The 19,995-nt window shown below is 75.5% G+C and carries 20 protein-coding genes; 15 read left to right on the top strand and 5 right to left on the bottom strand.

Features of this window, described 5'->3' with window-relative positions; genetic code table 11:
- Window position 1: 1 nt before the first annotated feature.
- On the bottom strand, window positions 2-1,546 hold the full coding sequence (locus ACYVO2_RS10850) for an AlkA N-terminal domain-containing protein (protein WP_461007569.1): 1,545 nt from the start codon (window positions 1,544-1,546) through the stop codon (window positions 2-4).
- A gap of 156 nt (window positions 1,547-1,702) precedes the next feature.
- On the opposite strand from ACYVO2_RS10850, the gene ACYVO2_RS10845 reads away from it, so the two are divergent.
- Both ACYVO2_RS10845 and ACYVO2_RS10840 read left to right on the top strand, forming a co-directional pair.
- A complete protein-coding gene (locus ACYVO2_RS10845; protein WP_461007466.1) occupies window positions 1,703-2,776 on the top strand; it encodes a LacI family DNA-binding transcriptional regulator in 1,074 nt (357 codons plus the stop codon).
- 150 nt (window positions 2,777-2,926) lie between these two features.
- Complete coding sequence (locus ACYVO2_RS10840) at window positions 2,927-3,082, top strand: hypothetical protein (protein ID WP_461007465.1); 156 nt, start codon at window positions 2,927-2,929, stop codon at window positions 3,080-3,082.
- 75 nt (window positions 3,083-3,157) lie between these two features.
- Here the strand turns inward: ACYVO2_RS10840 and rsgA are convergent, their stop codons facing one another.
- Window positions 3,158-4,279, bottom strand: coding sequence for a ribosome small subunit-dependent GTPase A (rsgA, locus tag ACYVO2_RS10835; protein ID WP_461007464.1), 1,122 nt, complete (start codon window positions 4,277-4,279; stop codon window positions 3,158-3,160).
- A gap of 563 nt (window positions 4,280-4,842) precedes the next feature.
- On the opposite strand from rsgA, the gene ACYVO2_RS10830 reads away from it, so the two are divergent.
- Window positions 4,843-5,262, top strand: a complete 420-nt coding sequence (locus ACYVO2_RS10830; RefSeq protein ID WP_461007463.1) for a VOC family protein — start codon at window positions 4,843-4,845, stop codon at window positions 5,260-5,262.
- Here ACYVO2_RS10830 and ACYVO2_RS10825 read toward each other — a convergent pair.
- Entirely contained in the window at window positions 5,234-5,935 is a 702-nt protein-coding gene (locus ACYVO2_RS10825) for a helix-turn-helix transcriptional regulator (protein ID WP_461007462.1), read from the bottom strand. The two genes, ACYVO2_RS10830 and ACYVO2_RS10825, sit on opposite strands and share 29 nt — an antisense overlap.
- Window positions 5,932-7,116 (bottom strand): YihY/virulence factor BrkB family protein, encoded by a 1,185-nt coding sequence (locus ACYVO2_RS10820; RefSeq protein WP_461007461.1) that lies wholly within the window; start codon window positions 7,114-7,116, stop codon window positions 5,932-5,934. Before ACYVO2_RS10820 ends, ACYVO2_RS10825 begins: the two co-directional genes overlap by 4 nt.
- 18 nt (window positions 7,117-7,134) lie before the next feature.
- On the opposite strand from ACYVO2_RS10820, the gene ACYVO2_RS10815 reads away from it, so the two are divergent.
- Complete coding sequence (locus ACYVO2_RS10815) at window positions 7,135-8,799, top strand: acyl-CoA dehydrogenase family protein (protein ID WP_461007460.1); 1,665 nt, start codon at window positions 7,135-7,137, stop codon at window positions 8,797-8,799.
- 64 nt (window positions 8,800-8,863) lie between these two features.
- Here ACYVO2_RS10815 and ACYVO2_RS10810 read toward each other — a convergent pair whose 3' ends face one another.
- The gene (locus ACYVO2_RS10810; protein WP_461007459.1) at window positions 8,864-9,823 is read right to left on the bottom strand and encodes a carbohydrate kinase family protein; all 960 of its coding nucleotides are present in this window, start codon (window positions 9,821-9,823) and stop codon (window positions 8,864-8,866) included.
- 357 nt (window positions 9,824-10,180) lie between these two features.
- Here ACYVO2_RS10810 and ACYVO2_RS10805 point away from each other — a divergent pair, with 357 nt between their 5' ends.
- The 11 genes from ACYVO2_RS10805 to ACYVO2_RS10755 all read left to right on the top strand — a co-directional run bounded on the left by ACYVO2_RS10805 (window position 10,181) and on the right by ACYVO2_RS10755 (window position 19,933).
- Window positions 10,181-10,264, top strand: a complete 84-nt coding sequence (locus ACYVO2_RS10805) for a putative leader peptide (protein WP_461007568.1) — start codon at window positions 10,181-10,183, stop codon at window positions 10,262-10,264.
- A gap of 163 nt (window positions 10,265-10,427) precedes the next feature.
- On the top strand, window positions 10,428-12,212 hold the full coding sequence (locus ACYVO2_RS10800; RefSeq protein WP_461007458.1) for a nitrite/sulfite reductase: 1,785 nt from the start codon (window positions 10,428-10,430) through the stop codon (window positions 12,210-12,212).
- On the top strand, window positions 12,209-12,409 hold the full coding sequence (locus tag ACYVO2_RS10795) for a hypothetical protein (protein ID WP_461007457.1): 201 nt from the start codon (window positions 12,209-12,211) through the stop codon (window positions 12,407-12,409). Before ACYVO2_RS10800 ends, ACYVO2_RS10795 begins: the two co-directional genes overlap by 4 nt.
- On the top strand, window positions 12,406-13,110 hold the full coding sequence (locus tag ACYVO2_RS10790) for a phosphoadenylyl-sulfate reductase (protein WP_461007456.1): 705 nt from the start codon (window positions 12,406-12,408) through the stop codon (window positions 13,108-13,110). Before ACYVO2_RS10795 ends, ACYVO2_RS10790 begins: the two co-directional genes overlap by 4 nt.
- 35 nt (window positions 13,111-13,145) lie before the next feature.
- Window positions 13,146-13,697: an adenylyl-sulfate kinase gene (cysC, locus tag ACYVO2_RS10785; RefSeq protein ID WP_461007455.1), complete on the top strand. Its 552-nt coding sequence runs from the start codon at window positions 13,146-13,148 to the stop codon at window positions 13,695-13,697.
- Window positions 13,694-14,650, top strand: a complete 957-nt coding sequence (gene cysD, locus ACYVO2_RS10780; protein WP_461007454.1) for a sulfate adenylyltransferase subunit CysD — start codon at window positions 13,694-13,696, stop codon at window positions 14,648-14,650. The genes cysC and cysD overlap by 4 nt, the downstream gene beginning before the upstream one ends.
- A gap of 2 nt (window positions 14,651-14,652) precedes the next feature.
- Window positions 14,653-15,957: a sulfate adenylyltransferase subunit 1 gene (locus tag ACYVO2_RS10775; RefSeq protein WP_461007453.1), complete on the top strand. Its 1,305-nt coding sequence runs from the start codon at window positions 14,653-14,655 to the stop codon at window positions 15,955-15,957.
- A gap of 236 nt (window positions 15,958-16,193) precedes the next feature.
- Window positions 16,194-17,333 carry an aliphatic sulfonate ABC transporter substrate-binding protein gene (locus ACYVO2_RS10770; RefSeq protein WP_461007452.1) on the top strand — a complete coding sequence of 380 codons (1,140 nt, stop codon included), beginning with the start codon at window positions 16,194-16,196 and terminating at the stop codon, window positions 17,331-17,333.
- 92 nt (window positions 17,334-17,425) lie between these two features.
- Window positions 17,426-18,226 (top strand): ABC transporter ATP-binding protein, encoded by an 801-nt coding sequence (locus tag ACYVO2_RS10765; protein WP_461007451.1) that lies wholly within the window; start codon window positions 17,426-17,428, stop codon window positions 18,224-18,226.
- On the top strand, window positions 18,213-19,136 hold the full coding sequence (locus ACYVO2_RS10760) for an ABC transporter permease (protein WP_461007450.1): 924 nt from the start codon (window positions 18,213-18,215) through the stop codon (window positions 19,134-19,136). Before ACYVO2_RS10765 ends, ACYVO2_RS10760 begins: the two co-directional genes overlap by 14 nt.
- 11 nt (window positions 19,137-19,147) lie before the next feature.
- Window positions 19,148-19,933: a sirohydrochlorin chelatase gene (locus ACYVO2_RS10755; RefSeq protein ID WP_461007449.1), complete on the top strand. Its 786-nt coding sequence runs from the start codon at window positions 19,148-19,150 to the stop codon at window positions 19,931-19,933.
- Window positions 19,934-19,995 lie beyond the last annotated feature (62 nt).

The raw sequence follows: 19,995 nt of genomic DNA, 5'->3' as shown, positions 1-19,995 counted from the left end.
GTCACTCTCCAGGGTCGGGGACGGTGTCCGCGCCGACGGCGGCGCCGGACCGCGGTCCGGGTACGGCCGGCCGCGGGGAGGCGGCCAGCGCCCACAGGTGGTGCAGCGCGTAGGAGCGCCAGGGGCGCCAGGGCTCGGCCGCCCGCTCGGCCGAGCGCGGGTCGCCGGGGCGGCCGGCGCGCAGCAGCCCGTGCCGCACCCCGGCGTCGGAGGGCAGGAACACGTCCGGGTCGCCGAGCGCGCGCATCCGGATGTAGCCGGCCGTCCACGGCCCGATGCCGGGCAGCGCCAGCAGCGCCTCGGCCGCGGCGGCGCGGTCGGCGCCGGGGTCCAGGCACACCGTGCCGTCGGCGAGCGCGGCGGCCAGGGTGCGCACCGCGCGCCGCCGGGCCTCCGGCATCGCCAGCACCGCCAGGCCGTCGTCGGCCAGTGCCTCGGGCCGGGGGAACAGGTGGGTCAGGCCGCCGTCGGGCTCGGGCAGTTCCTCGCCGAGCGCGGCCGTCAGCCGGGCCGCCAGGGTGCGGGCCGCCGCCACCGTGATCTGCTGGCCGAGCACCGCGCGCACCGCGTGCTCGTGCGGGTCGGGCGAGCCCGGCGACCGCAGGCCGGGGCGCTCCCGCACCAGCGGGCCGAGCACCGGGTCGGCGCTGAAGTGCCCGGTGACGGCGTACGGGTCGGCGTCCAGGTCGAACAGGGCGCGCACCCGCCCCACCGCGCTGGTCAGGTCGCGCACGTCGGTGAGGCGCAGCCGGCACTCCAGCCAGCGCCCGGGGCGCGGGTCGCGCGGCTCGTCCACCTCCGCCACCCCGTGCCCCCGGTCCAGCCGGAGCGTGCGCCGGTAGGTGCGCGCCCCCGGCGGGCCCACCACCTCCTCCACGCCGGGCACGGCCCGCGCCTGGAGGAAGTCGAACACGCCGGTCCCGTCGTACGGGCCCCGGCAGGCGAGGCGCAGCGGCACCAGGCCCGCGGAGCCGTCCGCGCCGCGGGTGCGGGCGGCGGCCCTGCGCAGCTCGCTCGGCGTGTGCCCGTACACCTCGCGGATCGTGTCGTTGAACTGCCGCACGCTGGCGAACCCGGCCGCGAACGCGACCTCGGTGACCGGCAGCCCGGTCGTCTGGAGCAGCACCCGGGCGGTGTGGGCGCGTTGCGCCCTGGCCAGTGCGACCGGTCCCGCGCCGACCTCCGCGGTGAGCTGGCGGTGCACCTGCCGGGCGCTGTAGCCGAGCCGCCGGGCCAGCCCGCCGACGCCCTCGCGGTCCACCACGCCGTCGCCGATCAGCCGCATGGCGCGGCCGACGAGGTCGGCGCGGGCGTTCCAGTCCGGGGAGCCCGGAACGGCGTCGGGGCGGCAGCGGCGGCAGGCGCGCAGGCCCGCGCCCTGGGCGGCGGCGGCCGTCGGGTAGAACCGGGCGTTGACGCGCTTGGGCGCGACGGCCGGGCAGCTCGGGCGGCAGTAGATGCCGGTGGTGGTCACCCCGAGGAAGAACACCCCGTCGAAGCGCGCGTCCCTGCTCAGCACCGCCCGGTAGGCGGTCTCGTCGTCGATCACGCCGTCCAGTGTGCTCGGCCGCGGACCCGGGCACTGGCGGATATCGGACGTGGCGCTGGGGGCTGTCCGGTCCCTGTCGCACCTCTCTCACCAGCCGTTCCCCGGCCGGTACGCTGCCACGAGCGCCACCGCCCACCGGAGGAGAGCCCCGCCGTGCCCGACCGCCCCGGCAACGCCCGACCCACCCTGGAGGCCGTGGCCGCGCACGCGGGGGTGTCCAGGGCCACGGTCTCCCGCGTCGTCAACGGGTTCCCCGGGGTGCGCCGTCCGCTGCGGCAGCGGGTCGAGCAGTCCATCGCGGCCCTGGGCTATGTGCCGAACCAGGCCGCCCGCACCCTGGTCACCCGGCGGCACGACGCGGTCGCCGTGGTGGTGGCCGAGCCGGAGAGCCGGGTGTTCGGCGACCCGTTCTTCGGCACCCATCTGCGCGGGATGAGCCGGGAGCTGTCCGCGGCCGACTGCCAACTGGTGCTGCTGCTGGTCGAGACCCGCGACGACCACGCCCGCGTCGGGCGGTACCTGGCGGGCCAGCACGTGGACGGGGCGATGGTGTTCTCCCTGCACACCGGCGACCCGCTGCCCGCGCTGACCCGGCAGGCCGGGCTGCCCACCGTGTTCGGCGGCCGCCCCGGCGGGGCCCCGCAGACCCCGCGGGGCCCGCAGCCCCCGCAGCCCGGCGTCCCGGAGGCGGACGGGCCCGGCGAGCTGTACGTGGACAGCGACAACCGCGGCGGGGCGCGCCTGGCCGTGGAGCACCTGGTCTCCCTCGGCCGCCGCAGGATCGCCCACATCAGCGGCCCCCTGGACCAGACCTCGGCGCTCGACCGGCTGCTCGGCTACCGGGACGTGCTGCCCGACGCCGACCCGGCGCTGACCGTCCACGGCGACTTCACCCGCCCCTCGGGCGTGGCGGCGATGGAGCGGCTGCTCGCGGCGGCCCCCGACGTGGACGCGGTGTTCGCCGGGAACGACCTGATGGCCTCCGGCGCGCTGCGGGTGCTGCGGGCGCGCGGGCGGCAGGTGCCGCGGGACGTGGCGGTGGTCGGCTTCGACGACGTCGAGGACGTGGCGCCCTGGACGGAGCCGCCGCTGACCACCGTGCACCAAGACGTGGAGGGCATGGGCCGGGAGATGACGCGGCTGCTGCTGCGGCTGCTCGGCGAGGGCCCGGACGGGCTCGCCCCGGTGGTGTTCCCCACCCGCCTGGTGCGGCGGGCGTCGGCGTGAGAGGGCTCGCGCGGGGCGCGTAAGCGGAGACAGTGCCCGCATCGAGGTGTGGGCGGCTTCCCCGGCGGGCAGATCTGGTGCATGCACCAGGCGTAACGGGGCGAACCGTGCCCCCCGTTGACGGAACCTCGACCCCAGGAGGCACAGGGTATGGCCGCCACGATCATCCTCGGCATCGTCATCGTCGCCCTCGGCGCGGGCACCGTGGTCTACTCGTTCTGGCACGAGGGCAGCCCGCTGCGCGCGCCCCGTCGCCGCCGCCCGCACACCGGCCGCCCGCACACCGGGCGTCCGCACACCGGCTGACCGCACACCGGCTGACCGGGGCGCCGCGGCCGGGGCCGGGCGGAGCCGCGGGGCGGCCGCCGCCCGGCCGCGCCGTCACCGGCGCCGGATCGCGCCGGACTCGCGCACCGACTTCTGGATCACCTTCCACTGCCTCCTGCGCTCCGCGCGCAGCCGGGCGTCCGTGCGGGAGGCGATGAACTCGTTCTCCCGCAGCAGCTTGCGGTAGCTGTCCAGACGGCGGCGGGCCAGCGTGCCGTCCTCCACCGCGGCCAGCACCGCGCAGCCCGGCTCGGCGGTGTGCGAGCAGTCCTGGAACCGGCAGTCCGCCGCGAGCTCCTCGATCTCGGCGAACACCTGCCGCAGCCCGGACTCCGCGTCCCACAGGCCGACGCCGCGCACCCCGGGCGTGTCCACCACCACGCCGCCCGTGGGCAGCGCCAGCAGGTCGCGGGCCGTGGTGGTGTGACGGCCCTTGCCGTCCCGGTCGCGGGTGTGGTTGACGGTCTGCACCTCCGCGCCGAGCAGCGTGTTGACCAGGGTGGACTTGCCCGCGCCCGACTGCCCGACGAGCACCGAGGTGCGCCCGGCCAGCACCGCGGCCAGCTCGTCCACGCCCTCACCGGTGGCGGAGCTCACCTGGAGCACCGGCACCCCGGGCGCCGCGGCCTCGGCGTCGGCGCGCATCAGGTGGCCGTCCCCGGCCAGGTCGGCCTTGGTGAGCACGAGCACCGGCTGGGCGCCGCTCTCCCAGCCCAGCGCGAGGAAGCGCTCCACGCGGGCGAGGTCGGGCTCGACGGCGAGCGAGACCGCCACGACCACCTGGTCGATGTTGGCGGCCAGCACCTGGCCGTCGGACCGCTTGGTCGAGGCGGAGCGGTACAGCGCGGTCCGGCGCGGCAGCACCGCGGCGACGGCCCGCTCCGCGGCGTCGTAGGCGGCCCAGTCGCCGGTGCAGGCCCACTCCAGCGGGTCGGACGCGCGGACCGGGGCGAGCCCCGCGCGCAGCCGGGCGACACCCGCGCCGTCGGCGGCGACCAGCTCGCAGCGGCCCCGGTCCACCCGCACGATGCGGGCCGGGACGAGCCCGGCCTCGGCGTGGGGCCGGAAGGCGTCGGCGAAGAAGCCGTCCCAGCCGTAGGCGGCCAGGGGATGGGAGGAGACGTTCTCCGCGGAAAGAGAGGAAGAGGACGCCGCGGAGGGAGAAACGTGAGACAAGACGGGAAACCCTTCGGGGGCGGGCCCCGGTCCGTCACCGCGATCGGCGGGGACGGCTCAGCCGGAGACCCTGAGGTCGGCGAGAACAACCGCGTGCGTGCGCAGGGCACGGAAACCCACAGCCACCACGGCACTCACCTCCTCGACTCGTCCCACGTCGTCGTGACGCTCGGAGGCTAACGAACCGCCCCGACACCCCGCCACCGAATTACGGGCGGGGGATGGGGTGGGTGGGGCCGGCGGGGCCGATGGGGTGGCGACGCGCCGGGGGCGGTGGAGGGAGGGGGGACCGGCCGGGCGGCGGTGACGGGCGGGGCGGGTGAAGGACGGCCTTCTCCGCCGGGACCCCGCTGCCGGTCCCGGGCGGCCCGGTCCGCCGCCCGACGCACCCGTCCCGACCCCGGCGGGCACCCACGCCACCACGCCACCTCCCCGAACCCCGCTCGCCCACCCCACAGCGACGGCCGAAGGACCCACCGCCCTCCGAACCACCCCACTCCCCCACCCGCCCGGTGTCCGATTCCTTCAAGACCCGTCGTCCCCGGCCTGCCTACGGTGGCGTCATGACCGCTCGATTCAACGCTCTCGGACTGGCCGTGGCCGACATGGCCGTCTCGCTCGCCTTCTACCGCCGTCTCGGCCTCGACGTGCCACCCGAGGCCGACGGGCAGCCGCACGCGGAGGCGGCACTGCCCGGTGGGCTGCGCATCATGTGGGACACCCACGAGGGCATCCGGACCATCGACCCGGACTGGTCCCCCGGCCCCGCGGGCGACATCCACCTGGCGTTCGTCTGCGACGGCCCGGCCGACGTGGACAAGGTCTACGCCGAGCTGGTCGCCGCCGGGTACGCCGGGGAGAGCGAGCCCTGGGACGCGGTGTGGGGCCAGCGGTACGCCGTGGTGCGGGACCCGGACGGGCACTGCGTGGACCTGTTCGCCGCGCTGGACGGTGTCAGCGGCCCAGCAGCGTCCGCGGGGTGACACCGGTCAGGGCGCGGACCTCGCGGGTGAGGTGGGCCTGGTCGGCGTAGCCGGTGAGCGCCGCCACCTCGGCCAGCGGGGCCCGGCCCGAGCGGGCCAGCTCCAGGGCGCGGCGCAGCCGCAGCACCCGGGCCAGCGTCTTGGGGCCGTAGCCGAAGGCGGGCAGGCAGCGGCGGTGCAACTGCCGTTCGCTCAGGCCCAGCGCCCGCGCGACGGCACCGACGGCGGCGCCCCGGCGCAGCGCGGCCACCACGGCGGGCGCCACCGGGTCCGCGAGGGCCCCGCCCGCCTCCCGCAGCCGGGCCGCCGCGAACTCCTCCAGCACCCGCCCCGGCCGCGGCGCCGGGGCCAGTCGCTCGGCGAGCCGCTCCCCGGCGCGTCCCGTCCACAGCTCGTGCGCCCGCACCCGCGTGTCCCGCAGCTCGTGGGCGGGCACGCCGAGCACGGCGGGCCCGGTGCCGGGGGCGAACCGCAGCCCGGTCCAGACGCTGCCGGGCGGGGCCGAGGCCAGGTGGGCGCGGGTGTCGGGCCCGGCCACCAGCAGCCCGCCGTCGTCGTTCCACACCAGGTCGGTGCAGCCGTCGGGGAGGATCCGCCCCTCGCCGCCGTCCGCGACCCGGGTCCACACCACGGCGCCGGGCAGCACCGCGGAGGGCCGTTCCCGGTAGCTCATCCGGAGCCTCCCGAGCCGTCCCGTTTGCCGCCGCGCCCGGCCCGCAGGTGGGCGCGCACGTCGTGCGGCGGCAGGAAGTCCGCCCAGCGCTCGGGGAACTCCGCGGGCGCGTCCGCGCCCTCGTCGAACTCCTCGCCCGCCTCGGCGGCGGCGCGGCGCGCGGCGGCCCGCGCGACCACCTCGGCGGCGGCGCGCTCCGCGGCGATGGCGTTCTCCTCGCGGGCGGCCGCGGTGGCCAGCGACGGCCACACCCGGTCCACGGCCGCGTTGACCGCGGCGCCGACCAGGATCGCGAACGCGGACACGCCGATCCACAGCAGCACCGCCACCGGCGCGGCCAGCGACCCGTACAGGGACGGGCCGTCCACGGTGTGGGTGAGGTACAGGCGCAGCAGGAAGCTCACCAGCACCCAGGTCAGCAGCGCCACCAGCGCCCCGGGTATGTCCTCCCGCCACGGGGTGCGCACCGGCACCGACACGTGGTAGAGCGTGGTGAGGAACACCACCGAGAGCACCAGCGTGACGGGCCAGTACAGCACCTGGACGACGCCCGCGCCGAACGGCACGACGTGCTCCACCGCGCCCGGCCCGATCACCATCAGCGGCATCACCACCGCGCCGATGACCAGCGCGATCACATACAGGCCGAAGGACAGCAGCCGGGTCCTGACGATGCCGCGGCGCCCTTCCAGGCCGTACATGATCGTGATGGTGTCGACGAAGACGTTGAGCGCCCGGGAGCCCGACCACAGCGCTATCGCGAAGCCGAGCGAGATCAGGTCGGGGCGCCCGCTGCCGAAGGCGCTCTCCAGCAGGGGCCGCACCAGTTGGTCCACCCCCTGCTCCGACAGCACCTGTGCGGATGCGGTGATGATGTTGTGCCGGAGGTTGTCCACGGTGTCCACGCCGATGAGGCTGTCCAGGTAGCCGAGGGCGCCCACCAGGCTCAGCAGCAGCGGCGGCAGCGACAGCAGGGTGAAGAACGCCGCCTCGGCGGCGAGCCCGGTGACCCGGTACTCCATGCAGGAGTTCACCGTGTCCTTCAGCAGCAGCCACACCACGCGCCGCAGCGGCAGTCCCCGGTAGACGACGCGCACCCGCCGGATGCGCCCGGGGAGCCGGTTTCTGCGGGCCCGGTGCCTGGGGCCCGCGGGCCGGGGTGTTCCGCCTGCTGCTCGCACCTCCTTACCGTATCTGTCATGACGCCCCCTACTCATACCGTGACCAACCAGCCTCCGCCGCTGGTCGGGTACGACGTGTTCTCCTCCGACGCGGCGCTGGTGGACGGCGTGCGGCGGCACGCCGCGCCCGAGCTGCTGGACGAGCTGCTGCGGGACCTGGCCGACCTCGGCCGGGCGGCCGGGTCCGCCCAGGCCCAGGAGTGGGCCGACCAGGCCAACCGGTACGGGCCCGTGCTGCGCACCCACGACGCCCAAGGCAACCGGATCGACGAGGTGGAGTTCCACCCGGCCTGGCACCGGCTGCTGGGGCACGCCGTCACCCACGGGCTCACCGGCAACGCCTGGACCCGCCCCGGCGGCCAGTTGCGGCGCGCCGCGGAGTTCCTGGTGTGGACGCAGGCGGAGGCGGGGCACGGCTGCCCGGTGTCGATGACGCACGCGGCCGTCCCGGCGCTGCGCACCGACCCGGAGCTGGCCGCCGAGTGGGAACCCAGGCTCACCTCCCGGGTCTACGACCCGCAACTGCGCGACCCGGCCGCCAAGGGCGGGTGCCTGGCCGGGATGGGCATGACGGAGAAGCAGGGCGGCTCCGACGTGCGGGCCAACACCACCCGGGCGGTGCCCCTGGCGGCGGACGGCGAGTACCTGCTGACCGGGCACAAGTGGTTCTGCTCCGCGCCGATGTCGGACGTGTTCCTGGTGCTGGCCCAGGCGGGCGGGCCCGGCGGGGGGCGGGGCCCGACCTGCTTCCTGGTGCCGCGGGTGCTGCCGGACGGCACCCGCAACGTCTTCCGCATCCAGCGGCTGAAGGACAAGCTCGGCAACCGCTCCAACGCCTCGGCGGAGGTGGAGTTCGACGGCACCTGGGCGCGGCGGGTCGGCCCCGAGGGGCGCGGGGTGGCGACGATCATCGAGATGGTGTCGGCGACCCGCATGGACTGCGTGCTCGGCTCGGCGGCCGGGATGCGCCTGGCGGTGGCGCGGGCGGTGCACCACGCCCACCACCGCCACGCGTTCGGCGGGCCGCTCGTCGACAAGCCGCTGATGCGCAACGTGCTGGCGGACCTGGCGCTGGAGTCGGAGGCGGCCACCACGGTGGCGATGCGGCTGGCGGCCGCGTTCGACTCCGGCGGCGAGCAGGACCGGGCCTTCCGGCGGCTCGGCGTCGCGGTCGCCAAGTACTGGGTGACCAAGCGCTGTGCGCCGCACGCCGCCGAGGCCCTGGAGTGCCTGGGCGGCAACGGCTACGTGGAGGAGTCGGGCATGCCCCGGCTGTTCCGGGAGTCCCCGCTGAACTCGATCTGGGAGGGCTCGGGCAACGTCAACGCGCTGGACGTGCTGCGGGCCATCCAGCGCGAGCCGGAGTCGCTGAACGCGTTCCTCGCCGAGGTCGGCGCGGCCCGGGGCGCCGACCACCGGCTGGACGGCGCGGTGAAGGACCTGCTCGGCGAGCTGGCCGACCTGGAGGGCGTGGAGGCGCGCGCCCGGCGCCTGGTGGAGCGGATGGCGCTGGTGCTCCAGGGCTCGCTGCTGGTGCGGTACGCCCCGCCCCAGGTCGCGGACGCGTTCTGCGCCTCCCGGCTGGGCGGGGACTGGGGCGCGTCGTTCGGCACCCTGCCGGGCGGCCTGGACCTGAAGGCGATCGTGGAGCGGGCCCGCCCGGTGGAGCGGCCGGCGGCCTGACGGGCGGGCCGCGGACGCGCGGGTCCGCGGCGCCGCCCCGCGGCGTCCCCCTCACCCCACCGGCTCACCCCACCGGCAGCCGCTCCACCTCCTCCGCGCTCGGCGGGTTGGCCCCGCTCACGGTGCAGGTGAGGGCGGACACCCGCACGGCGAGGCGGACGGCCTGCTCCACCTCGTCCGCGGTGAGGGCGTCCAGGCGGCCGCCGAGGCGGTCGTGGCGGTGCAGCCAGTGCAGCAGGCCCGCGGTGAACGCGTCGCCCGCGCCCACCGTGTCGGCGACCTCGACCCGCGGGGCGGGCACCTTCACCCGCTCCCCGGCCAGCGAGGCGACCGCGCCCCGCGCGCCGCGGGTGACCACGACCAGGCCGACCCCGGCGGCGTGCCAGGTGTCGCACGCCTCCTCGAGCGGCATCCCCGGCCGCACCTGCGCCAGGTCGTCCTCGCTGAGCCGGAGGATGTCCGCCAGGGCGCACCAGCGCGGCAGGCCGGTGCGGTAGACCTCGGGGGGCACCAGGTGCGGGCGGACGTTGGGGTCGAGGCAGACGGTGACGCGGGGCCGCACCTCGGCCAGCAGGTCCTCCACCCGGGCGCCGCCCGGCTCGCGGACCAGCGCCAGGGACCCGGTGTGCAGGCACACGGCGCCGTCCGGCAGCCCGGCCCGCAGTTCGCCCGGCGTCCACTGCCAGTCCGCGGTGCCCTCGGCGTGGAAGGAGTAGCCGGCCCGGCCGTCGTCGTCGAGGTCGGCCACGGCCAGGGTGCTGGGCTCCGCGGCGCGGGGGCAGCCGCCCAGGTCCACGCCGGAGGCGGTCAGGTGGGCGCGGAACAGGCGGCCGAACACGTCGTCGGCCAGCCGCCCGAGGTAGTGGGTGGGTGTGCCGAGGCGGGCGAGGGCGACGGCGGTGTTGGCCGGGCCGCCGCCGGGCAGGACGCGCAGGCCCAGTTCACCTGGCCGCCCCCAGGCGGGTTCGACGAACGCGTCGGCGACGGCCTCGCCGAGTACGGCGACCGGGCTGCTCGAGGTCATCAACTGGCCTTTCTCGCGGGGACGGGACGTGGGCTGAGCTGCCTCAACTCTGCCCGATCCGTTGTCCGTCCGCCGAGGGGCCCGGCTTCCGGACGACGGCGGGCGGGCGCGGGCGCCCACCGGGGGCGGCGGCGGGCGGGGGTGGTGGCCCGCCGAGCGCGCGGGTACTGTCGAACCGGCTTTTGACCGCGGGCGCGGGGGCGCGCGGACCCGGCCGGGGCGCTGTTCCCACCCGGTTCCGGGGCTATTCCCGGGGCCCGGGTGATCCTCCCCACACCGTCTCACCATCCGAGCCATCTTTGTCCGGATGGCGGACATTAGTGGACTCCTTCAAGACCCGCGTGCGACGCTTTCGGCATGTCTCGCGCCGGTACTGCCTTGGTTGGGCGACTCCACGTCGATCTCGGCCGCATGTCCAGCGCCATCTGTCGGGCTTCGTAGAGCCCTTCGGCGCCCCCTCGCCATCCCCGACGACGCGGATGCGCGGGCACCGGTACCCCACGCGAGCAACCCGAGCGAGCCGCTCCCCCTTCGTGCCGCGACGGTGACGGGTGCCCTGCTTCCCTCCGCCCACCTGCCTTTTTGCCTCCTGAAGGACCCCGCCATGGCCGCCAGCCCAGATCCGACAAGCGACCCGAGCACGCCGCGCCCCGCCGCCGGGGACCGCGCCGCCGCGCGGCCGTCCGGCGCGTCAGGCGGCGGCGCGGCTCCCGGCGCCGCCCCGGCGCGGGGCCGCAAGCCCGGGCGGCACCGGGGCGAGGGCCAGTGGGCGACGGGCCACTACACGCCGCTGAACGCCAACGAGCAGGTCAAGAAGGACGACGACGGTCTCAATGTGCGGACACGCATTGAGACGATCTACGCGCACCGCGGCTTCGACTCCATCGACCCCGCCGACCTGCGCGGACGGATGCGCTGGTGGGGTCTGTACACCCAGCGCAAGCCGGGCATCGACGGCGGCAAGACGGCCGTGCTGGAGCCCCACGAGCTGGACGACGAGTACTTCATGCTGCGGGTCCGCATCGACGGCGGCCGGCTGACCGTCGCCCAGTTGCGCACCATCGGCGAGATCTCCCAGGAGTTCGCCCGCGGCACCGCCGACATCACCGACCGGCAGAACATCCAGTTGCACTGGATCCGCGTCGAGGACGTGCCCGAGATCTGGCGCCGCCTGGAGGCCGTCGGCCTGTCCACCACCGAGGCGTGCGGCGACACCCCGCGCGTGGTGCTGGGCTCGCCGGTCGCCGGGATCGCCGAGGACGAGATCATCGACGGCACCCCGGCCGTCGAGGAGATCAGCCGCCGCTTCATCGGCTCCAAGGAGTTCTCCAACCTGCCGCGCAAGTTCAAGACGGCGGTCTCGGGATCGCCGCTGCTGGACGTCGCGCACGAGATCAACGACGTGGCGTTCGTGGGCGTGCGCCACCCCGAGCTCGGCCCCGGCTTCGACCTGTGGGTCGGCGGCGGCCTGTCCACCAACCCCAAGCTGGGGGTGCGGCTCGGCGCCTGGGTGCCGCTGGAGGACGTGCCGCAGGTGTGGGCGGGCGTGGTCGGCATCTTCCGCGACTACGGCTACCGCAGGCTGCGCAACCGGGCCCGGCTGAAGTTCCTGGTCGCCGACTGGGGCGCGGCCAGGTTCCGCGAGGTGCTGGAGACCGAGTACCTCATGCGCGCCCTCGCCGACGGCCCGGCCCCGGAGCAGCCCGCCGAGCTCTGGCGCGACCACGTCGGTGTGCACCGGCAGCGGGACGGCCGCTACTACGTGGGCTTCGCCCCGCGCGTCGGCCGCGTGGACGGCACCACCCTGACCAAGATCGCCGAGCTGGCCGCGGCGCACGGCTCCGACCGGCTGCGCACCACCGTCGAGCAGAAGATGCTCGTGCTCGACATCGAGCAGGACAAGGTGGAGTCGCTGGTGGCCGGCCTGGAGGCGCTCGGCCTGAAGGTGAACCCCTCCCCGTTCCGGCGCGGCACCATGGCCTGCACCGGCATCGAGTTCTGCAAGCTCGCCATCGTGGAGACCAAGGGCCGCGGCCAGTGGCTCATCGAGGAGCTGGAGCGCCGCCTGCCGGACTTCGACGAGCCGCTGACCATCAACATCAACGGCTGCCCCAACGCCTGCGCCCGCATCCAGGTGGCCGACATCGGCCTGAAGGGCCAGTTGGTCACCGACGCGGACGGCCGGCAGGTCGAGGGCTACCAGGTCCACCTCGGCGGCGCGCTCGGCCTCGAGCCGGGCTTCGGCCGCAAGGTGCGGGGCCTGAAGGTCACCGCCGCCGAGCTGCCCGACTACGTCGAGCGCCTGCTGCGCCGCTACCGGGCCGGGCGCCAGGACGGCGAGCGCTTCGCCCAGTGGGCGGCGCGCGCGCCGGAGGAGGCCCTGTCATGAGCGAGCGCGCCGCCCCGTTCCACTGCCCGTACTGCGGCGAGGAGGACCTGCGCCCCTCCGAGCTGGGCCACGGCGCCTGGGAGTGCCGGGCCTGCGCCCGCGCGTTCCGGCTGTCGTTCCTCGGTCTGCTGGCCGCGGGCGCGGCCCGGCACGGCGACGGCGCCCCGCACACCGACCGGGAAGGGACCACCGCGTGAGCACCGCATCCCGCACCGAGGAAGAGCTGAGGGAGCTGGCGCTGCGCGCCGGCCGCGAGCTGGAGGACGCGCCCGCGGAGGAGATCCTGCGCTGGGCCGTCGAACGGTTCGGCGACCGCTTCTGCGTCACCTCCTCCATGGAGGACGCCGTCGTCACCCACCTGGCGTCCCGGGTCCGCCCCGGCGTGGACGTGGTGTTCCTCGACACCGGCTACCACTTCCCGGAGACCATCGGCACCCGGGACGCGGTCGCCACCGTGTACGACGTCAACGTCATCACCCTCACCCCGCGGCGGACCGTCGCCGAGCAGGACGCCGAGCACGGGCCGCGGCTGCACGACCGCGACCCGGACCTGTGCTGCGCCCTGCGCAAGGTCCGGCCGCTGGAGGAGGGCCTGGCGGGCTACGACGCCTGGGCCACGGGCCTGCGCCGCGAAGAGTCCCCCACCCGGGCGAACACCCCCGTCGTCGGCTGGGACGAGCGGCGCCGCAAGGTGAAGGTCGCCCCCATCGCCCGCTGGACGCAGGAGGACGTGGACGCCTACGTCGCCGAGCACGGGGTGCTGGTCAACCCGCTGCTGACGGACGGCTACGCGTCCATCGGCTGCGCGCCCTGCACCCGCAGGGTGGCGGCCGGGGAGGACGCCCGCGCGGGCCGCTGGGCGGGCCGCGCCAAGACCGAATGCGGGCTGCACGGATGACCGGCCGGGACACGACCACCCACCAGGAGCCGCACATGGACCGCACGGCGCTCGGCCGTGGAGCCACGATCTGGCTCACCGGCCTGCCCAGCGCGGGCAAGACCACCATCGCCCGGGCGCTCGCGGACCGGCTGCGCGGCGAGGGCCACCGCGTCGAGGTGCTGGACGGCGACGAGATCCGCGCGTTCCTCTCCGCCGGGCTCGGCTTCTCCCGCGAGGACCGGCATGTGAACGTGCAGCGCATCGGCTTCGTCGCCGAGCTGCTCGCCTCGCACGGGGTGAAGGTGCTGGTGCCGGTGATCGCCCCGTACGCCGACAGCCGGGACGCGGTGCGCAAGCGGCACGAGGCCGAGGGCACCGCCTACCTGGAGATCCACGTGGCCACGCCCGTGGAGGTGTGCGCGGACCGGGACGTGAAGGGCCTGTACGCCCGCCAGCGCGCGGGCCAGATCGCGGGCCTGACGGGGGTGGACGACCCGTACGAGGCGCCGGAGCGGCCCGACGGGCGCATCGAGGCGCACACCCAGACGGTGCAGGAGTCCGCCGCGGCGCTGTACGCGCTGCTCGCCGGAAAGGGACTGGTATGACGACCGCGGCTTCCGCCACCGGCGCGACCGGCCAGGCGCACGACGGGCCGGGCAACCCGTACGCCCTCAGCCACCTGGACGCGCTGGAGTCCGAGGCGGTGCACGTCTTCCGCGAGGTGGCGGGCGAGTTCGAGCGCCCGGTGCTGCTGTTCTCCGGCGGCAAGGACTCCATCACGATGCTGCACCTGGCGCTGAAGGCGTTCCGGCCCGCGCCGGTGCCGTTCGCGCTGCTGCACGTGGACACCGGGCACAACTTCCCCGAGGTCATCGAGTACCGCGACCGGGTGGTGGCCGAGCACGGCCTGAACCTGGTGGTGGCGAGCGTGCAGGAGTACATCGACTCCGGGAAGCTGCGCGAGCGCCCCGACGGCACCCGCAACCCGCTCCAGACCGTCCCGCTGCTGGACGCCATCGAGTCCGGCCGCTTCGACGCGGTGTTCGGCGGCGGGCGCAGGGACGAGGAGAAGGCCCGCGCCAAGGAGCGGGTGTTCTCGCTGCGCGACGAGTTCGGCGCCTGGGACCCGCGCCGCCAGCGCCCCGAGCTGTGGCAGTTGTACAACGGCCGCCACGCGCCGGGCGAGCACGTGCGCGTCTTCCCGCTGTCCAACTGGACCGAGCTGGACGTGTGGCAGTACGTCCTGCGGGAGAAGGTGGAGCTGCCCTCCATCTACTTCGCGCACGAGCGCGAGGTGTTCCGGCGGGACGGGATGTGGCTGGCGCCCGGCGAGTGGGGCGGGGCGAAGGACGGCGAGCCGGTGGAGCGCCGCACCGTGCGCTACCGCACCGTCGGCGACATGTCCTGCACCGGCGCCGTGGAGTCCGACGCCACCACCATCGAGCAGGTCATCACCGAGATCGCGGCCAGCCGCCTGACCGAGCGCGGCGCCACCCGGGCCGACGACAAGCTGTCCGAGGCCGCCATGGAGGACCGCAAGCGCGAGGGGTACTTCTAAGCATGAGCACGACCACCGACCTGGCGCAGGTCTCCGCGACCTCCCTGCTGCGCTTCGCCACCGCGGGCTCCGTCGACGACGGCAAGTCCACGCTGGTGGGGCGGCTGCTGCACGACTCGAAGTCGGTGCTGGCCGACCAACTGGAGGCCGTCGAGCACGCCTCGCGCCGCCGCGGGCAGGACGCCCCCGACCTGGCGCTGCTCACCGACGGGCTGCGGGCCGAGCGGGAGCAGGGCATCACCATCGACGTGGCGTACCGCTACTTCGCCACGCCGCGCCGCCGGTTCGTCCTGGCGGACACCCCGGGCCATGTGCAGTACACCCGCAACATGGTGACCGGCGCGTCCACCGCCGAGCTGGCCGTGGTGCTGGTGGACGCGCGCAACGGGGTGGTGGAGCAGACCCGCAGGCACGCCGCGGTCGCCGCGCTGCTGCGGGTGCCGCACGTGGTGCTCGCCGTCAACAAGATGGACCTGGCGGACTGGTCGGAGCGGGTCTTCCAGGACATCGCCGGCGAGTTCACCGCGTACGCGGCCTCCCTCGGCGTGCCCGACGTGACCGCGATCCCGATATCCGCGCTGGCCGGCGACAATGTGGTGGAGCCGTCCGCGCACATGGACTGGTACGGCGGCCCCACGCTGCTGGAGCACCTGGAGACGGTGCCGGTCGGCTCGGACCCGTCCGCCGAGGCGGCCCGCTTCCCGGTGCAGTACGTGATCCGGCCGCAGACCCCCGAGCACCGCGACTACCGCGGCTACGCGGGCCAGATCGCCGCCGGGGTGCTGCGCGTGGGCGACGCGGTGACGGTGCTGCCGTCCGGGCTGTCGTCCACCGTCGCCGGGATCGACCTGCTGGGCGAGCCGGTGGACGTGGCGTGGGCGCCGCAGTCGGTGACGGTGCGCCTCGCCGACGACCTGGACATCGCCCGCGGCGACCTGATCGCCCCGGCGGGCCGCGCGCCCGAGCCGGTCAAGGACGTCGAGGCGACCGTCTGCCACCTGAACGAGCGCGAGCTGCGCGTCGGCGACCGGGTGCTGCTCAAGCACACCACCCGCACGGTGCGGGCCGTCGTCAAGGACATCCCGTACCGGCTGGACATCGACACCCTCCAGCGGCGTCCCGCCCCCGGCGCCCTCGGCGTCAACGACATCGGCCGGGTGGTGCTGCGCACCGCGGAGCCGCTGGCGCTCGACCCGTACGCGGACTCCCGCCGCACCGGATCGTTCCTGCTGATCGACGCCGCCGACGGCACCACGCTGACCGCCGGCATGGCCGGGGAGGCGTTCGGCCGGGGAGGCCCGCGGTGACGGGCGCGGCGACGGCCGCCTTCGACACGTTCGACAAGCTCGGCGGCTGGATCGCCGGAGGACCGCTCGGCAGCGGCCAGGGCGGAGTGGCGCGATGTGCGCGCTGACGGCACCGGGCGCGCCCGCGCCCGCCGTCACCCCGCCCGCGGCGCCGGCGCGCCGTGGACGGCGCACGTCCGCAAGCCAGCCACGCTCCGGCCCCTGAGCCGGGCCCCGCCGAGAGGAAGCACCACGCCGTGACCGCCGCCCGACCGTCCGCCACCCCCTCCCGACGCCCGACCAGGACACGGCGCCTGCTGGCCGCCGCCGCGCTGCTGCCCCTGCTGGCCGCGCTCGGCGCCTGCGGCTACGGCTCGAAGGCGGACGAGGGCGACACCGACCCCGTCCCCGCGGCGGCGGGCGGCAAGAAGCTCTCCGCGTCCGAGGTGAAGATCGGCTACTTCGCCAACGTCACCCACGCCACCGCGCTGGTGGGCCTGGAGAAGGGCCTGTTCCAGCAGGAGCTGGGGGGCACCAGGATCAAGAAGTTCACCTTCAACGCGGGCCCCGCCGAGATCGAGGCGCTGAACGCGGGCTCGGTGGACATCGGCTGGATCGGGCCCTCCCCGGCGATCAACGGCTACGCGAAGTCCGGCGGCGAGAACCTGCGCATCATCGGCGGGTCCGCCTCCGGCGGCGTCTCCCTGGTGGTGGCCCCGGAGAAGATCAAGACGCCCGAGGACCTGAAGGGCAAGCGGATCGCCACCCCGCAGCTCGGCAACACCCAGGACGTGGCGCTGCTGAACTACCTGGCCGAGCGCGGCCACGAGGTGGACGCGCAGACCGGCAAGGGCGATGTGAAGGTCGTCCGCCAGGACAACAAGGAGATCCCCACCTCCTTCGAGCGCGGCGACCTCGACGGCGCGTGGGTGCCCGAGCCCACCGCGTCCAAGCTGGTGGCGGCCGGCGGCAAGGTGCTGGTCGACGAGCAGGACCTGTGGGCGAACGGCGAGTTCGTCATCACCAACATCATCGTCTCCCAGAAGTTCCTCGAGAAGCACCCGGACGTGGTGGAGGCGGTCCTGCGCGGCTCGGTGCGCACCAACGCCTGGATCAACGACAACCCCGGCCAGGCCAAGCGGATCGTCAACTCCGCGCTGGAGGAGCTGTCCGGCAAGCCGCTGCCCGCCGACGTGCTCGACCCGGCCTTCGCCCATGTGCGGTTCCTGGACGACCCGCTGGCCGCGACGCTCCGGGAGCAGGCCGACCACGCGGTGCGGGCGGGCCTGCTGGACAAGCCCGACCTGAAGGGGATCTACGACCTTCGCCCGCTGAACGAGGTGCTGAAGGCCGAGGGCAGGCCCGAGGCGGACGACGCCGGCCTCGGCACCGGCTGACCGACCCGCCGCGGCGGGCCGCCCCGGCGGCCCGCCGCCCCCGCCGAGCTGATCCGCAAGTCACGACCACCCGACCAAGGAGGCGACCCGCGATGGCGACCACCCTCGAGAAGGCCCGGCCCGGCAAGGCCGACGTGGTGACCGGCGCGCCCGCCGTCCGGCTCGCGCACGTGTCGAAGACGTTCGGCCGCCCCGGCGCGGCGCAGACCGTGCTGGACGACGTCAGCCTGGAGGTGGCGCCCGGCGAGTTCGTGTGCCTGCTCGGGGCGTCGGGCTGCGGCAAGTCCACCCTGCTGAACCTGGTCGCCGACCTGGACCGCCCGTCGGCGGGCAGCATCGAGGTCACCGGCGGCCGGCCCGCGCTGATGTTCCAGGAGCACGCGCTGTTCCCGTGGCTGACCGCGGGCCGCAACATCGAGCTGGCGCTGCGGCTGCGCGGGGTGCCGCGCGGCGAGCGCCGTGCCGAGGCCGAGCGGCTGCTGGAGCTGGTGCGGCTGAAGGGCGCCTACGGCAAGCGGGTGCACGAGCTGTCCGGCGGCATGCGGCAGCGGGTGGCCATGGCCAGGGCGCTGTCCCAGGCCAGCTCGGTGCTGCTGATGGACGAGCCGTTCGCGGCGCTGGACGCCATCACCCGGGACGTGCTGCACGGCGAGCTCACCCGGATCTGGTCCGAGACGGGCGTGTCCGTGCTGTTCGTGACGCACAACGTGCGTGAGGCGGTCAGGCTCGCGCAGCGCGTGGTGCTGATGTCGTCCCGTCCCGGCCGGGTGGCCCGCGAGTGGCGGGTGGACCTGCCGCAGCCGCGCCGTATCGAGGACGCCGCGGTGGCGGACCTGTCCATCGAGATCACCGAGCACCTGCGAGGGGAGATCCGCCGCCATGGCCAGCACTGAGGCCCCGGGGAAGACCGCGGGCGGGCCGGACGGGGGACGGGGCGAGGCGCCCGACCTCGCCGGCCTGGAGGCCGGGCTCGACGCGCTGGAGACGCCCACCACGGTCCGCGCCGGCCTGGGCAGCGTCCTGCTGAACAAGGCGCTGCCGCCCGTCGTCGCGATCGTGCTGGTGCTCGGCCTGTGGCAGGCCGCGGCCGCCGCCGACGTCAAGCCGGACTACATGCTGCCGGGCCCGCTCGACGTGTGGGACTCCCTGGCCGACATGTGGTACAAGGGCACGCTGTTCGAGATCATCTGGACCAGCGTCAGCCGGGGCGCGCTCGGCTTCCTCGTCTCCGTGGCCATCGGCACCCCGCTCGGGCTGCTGGTGGCGCGGGTGCGGGTGGTGCGCGCCGCCATCGGGCCGGTGCTGTCCGGCCTCCAGTCGCTGCCGTCGGTGGCGTGGGTGCCGGCCGCGATCATCTGGTTCGGCCTGAACGACTCGACCATCTACGCGGTGGTCCTGCTCGGCGCCGTGCCCTCCATCGCCAACGGCCTGATCGCCGGCGTGGACCAGGTGCCGCCGCTGTTCCTGCGGGCCGGGCGCACCCTGGGCGCCACCGGGCTGAACGGGGTGCGGCACGTGCTGCTGCCCGCGGCGCTGCCCGGCTACCTGGCCGGGCTCAAGCAGGGCTGGGCGTTCTCCTGGCGCTCCCTGATGGCGGCCGAGCTGATCGCCAACTCCCCCGACCTGGGCACCGGTCTCGGCCAGTTGCTGGAGAACGCGCGCACCAACTCCGACATGCCCGGGGTGCTGGCGGCGATCCTGCTCATCCTCGTCGTCGGCATCGGCATCGAGCTGCTGGTCTTCGCTCCGCTGGAGCGCCGGGTGCTGCGCGTGCGCGGCCTGCTCGCCTCCACCTCCAGGTGAGGCCCTCACCCGTGCGCACTGCCTTCCCCGGCTCCCCCGGCTCGCCCGGCGCCCCCGCGCCGCTGCTGCTGATCGCCCACGGCAGCCGCGACCCGCGGCACGCGGCCACCGTCGCGGCGCTGGCCGCCAGGGCCGCCCTGCTCCGGCCCGGGCTGCGGGTGGAGGTGGGCCATCTGGACCACTGCGCTCCCCAGGTGCACCAGGTGCTCGCCCGCCTGTCCGCCGAGGGTCACCGACATGTCGTCGCCCTGCCCCTGCTGCTGACGCGGGCCTTCCACGCCAAGGCCGACATCCCCGCCGTGCTGGCCGAGGCCGCATCCCGCCTGCCGCGCCTCGCGGTGACCGTGGCCGGGGTGCTCGGCCCGTCCCGGCTGCTGGTCGCCGCCCTGGAGCGGCGGCTGCGCGAGGCCGGGGTGCGGCCCGGCGACCGCTCGACCGGGGTCGTGCTGGCCTCGGCGGGCTCCACCGACCCGGAGGCGATCGCGGTGATCGATCATGTCGCGCGGGAGTGGCGGCGCACCGGTTGGTGCGCCGTGGTCCCCGCGTTCGCCTCCGCTCGCGGTCCCGACACGGCCGAGGCCGTGGCCGGTCTGCGCCGCCGGGGCGTCGCCCGGGTCGCCGTCGCCCCGTACGTGCTGGCGCCCGGGCTGCTGCCGGACCGGATCCTGGCCGGGGCGCGGCGGGCCCGCGCCGACGCGACGGCCGCCGTCCTCGGCGACGCGCCGGAGGTGGCACGGCTGGTGCTGCGCCGGTACGACGAGGCGGCGGCGCCCGGCACCGCCGCCCTCACCGCCTGAGCGGCCCCATCACCCGAGCGGCCCCATCACCCGAGCGGCCGCACCGCCCGAGCGGTCTGTCT

It is taken from the genome of Streptomyces capparidis (genome assembly GCF_054782095.1).
The sequence above is the reverse complement of the archived record's forward strand: the minus strand, read 5'-3'. Positions and strand labels throughout refer to the sequence as shown.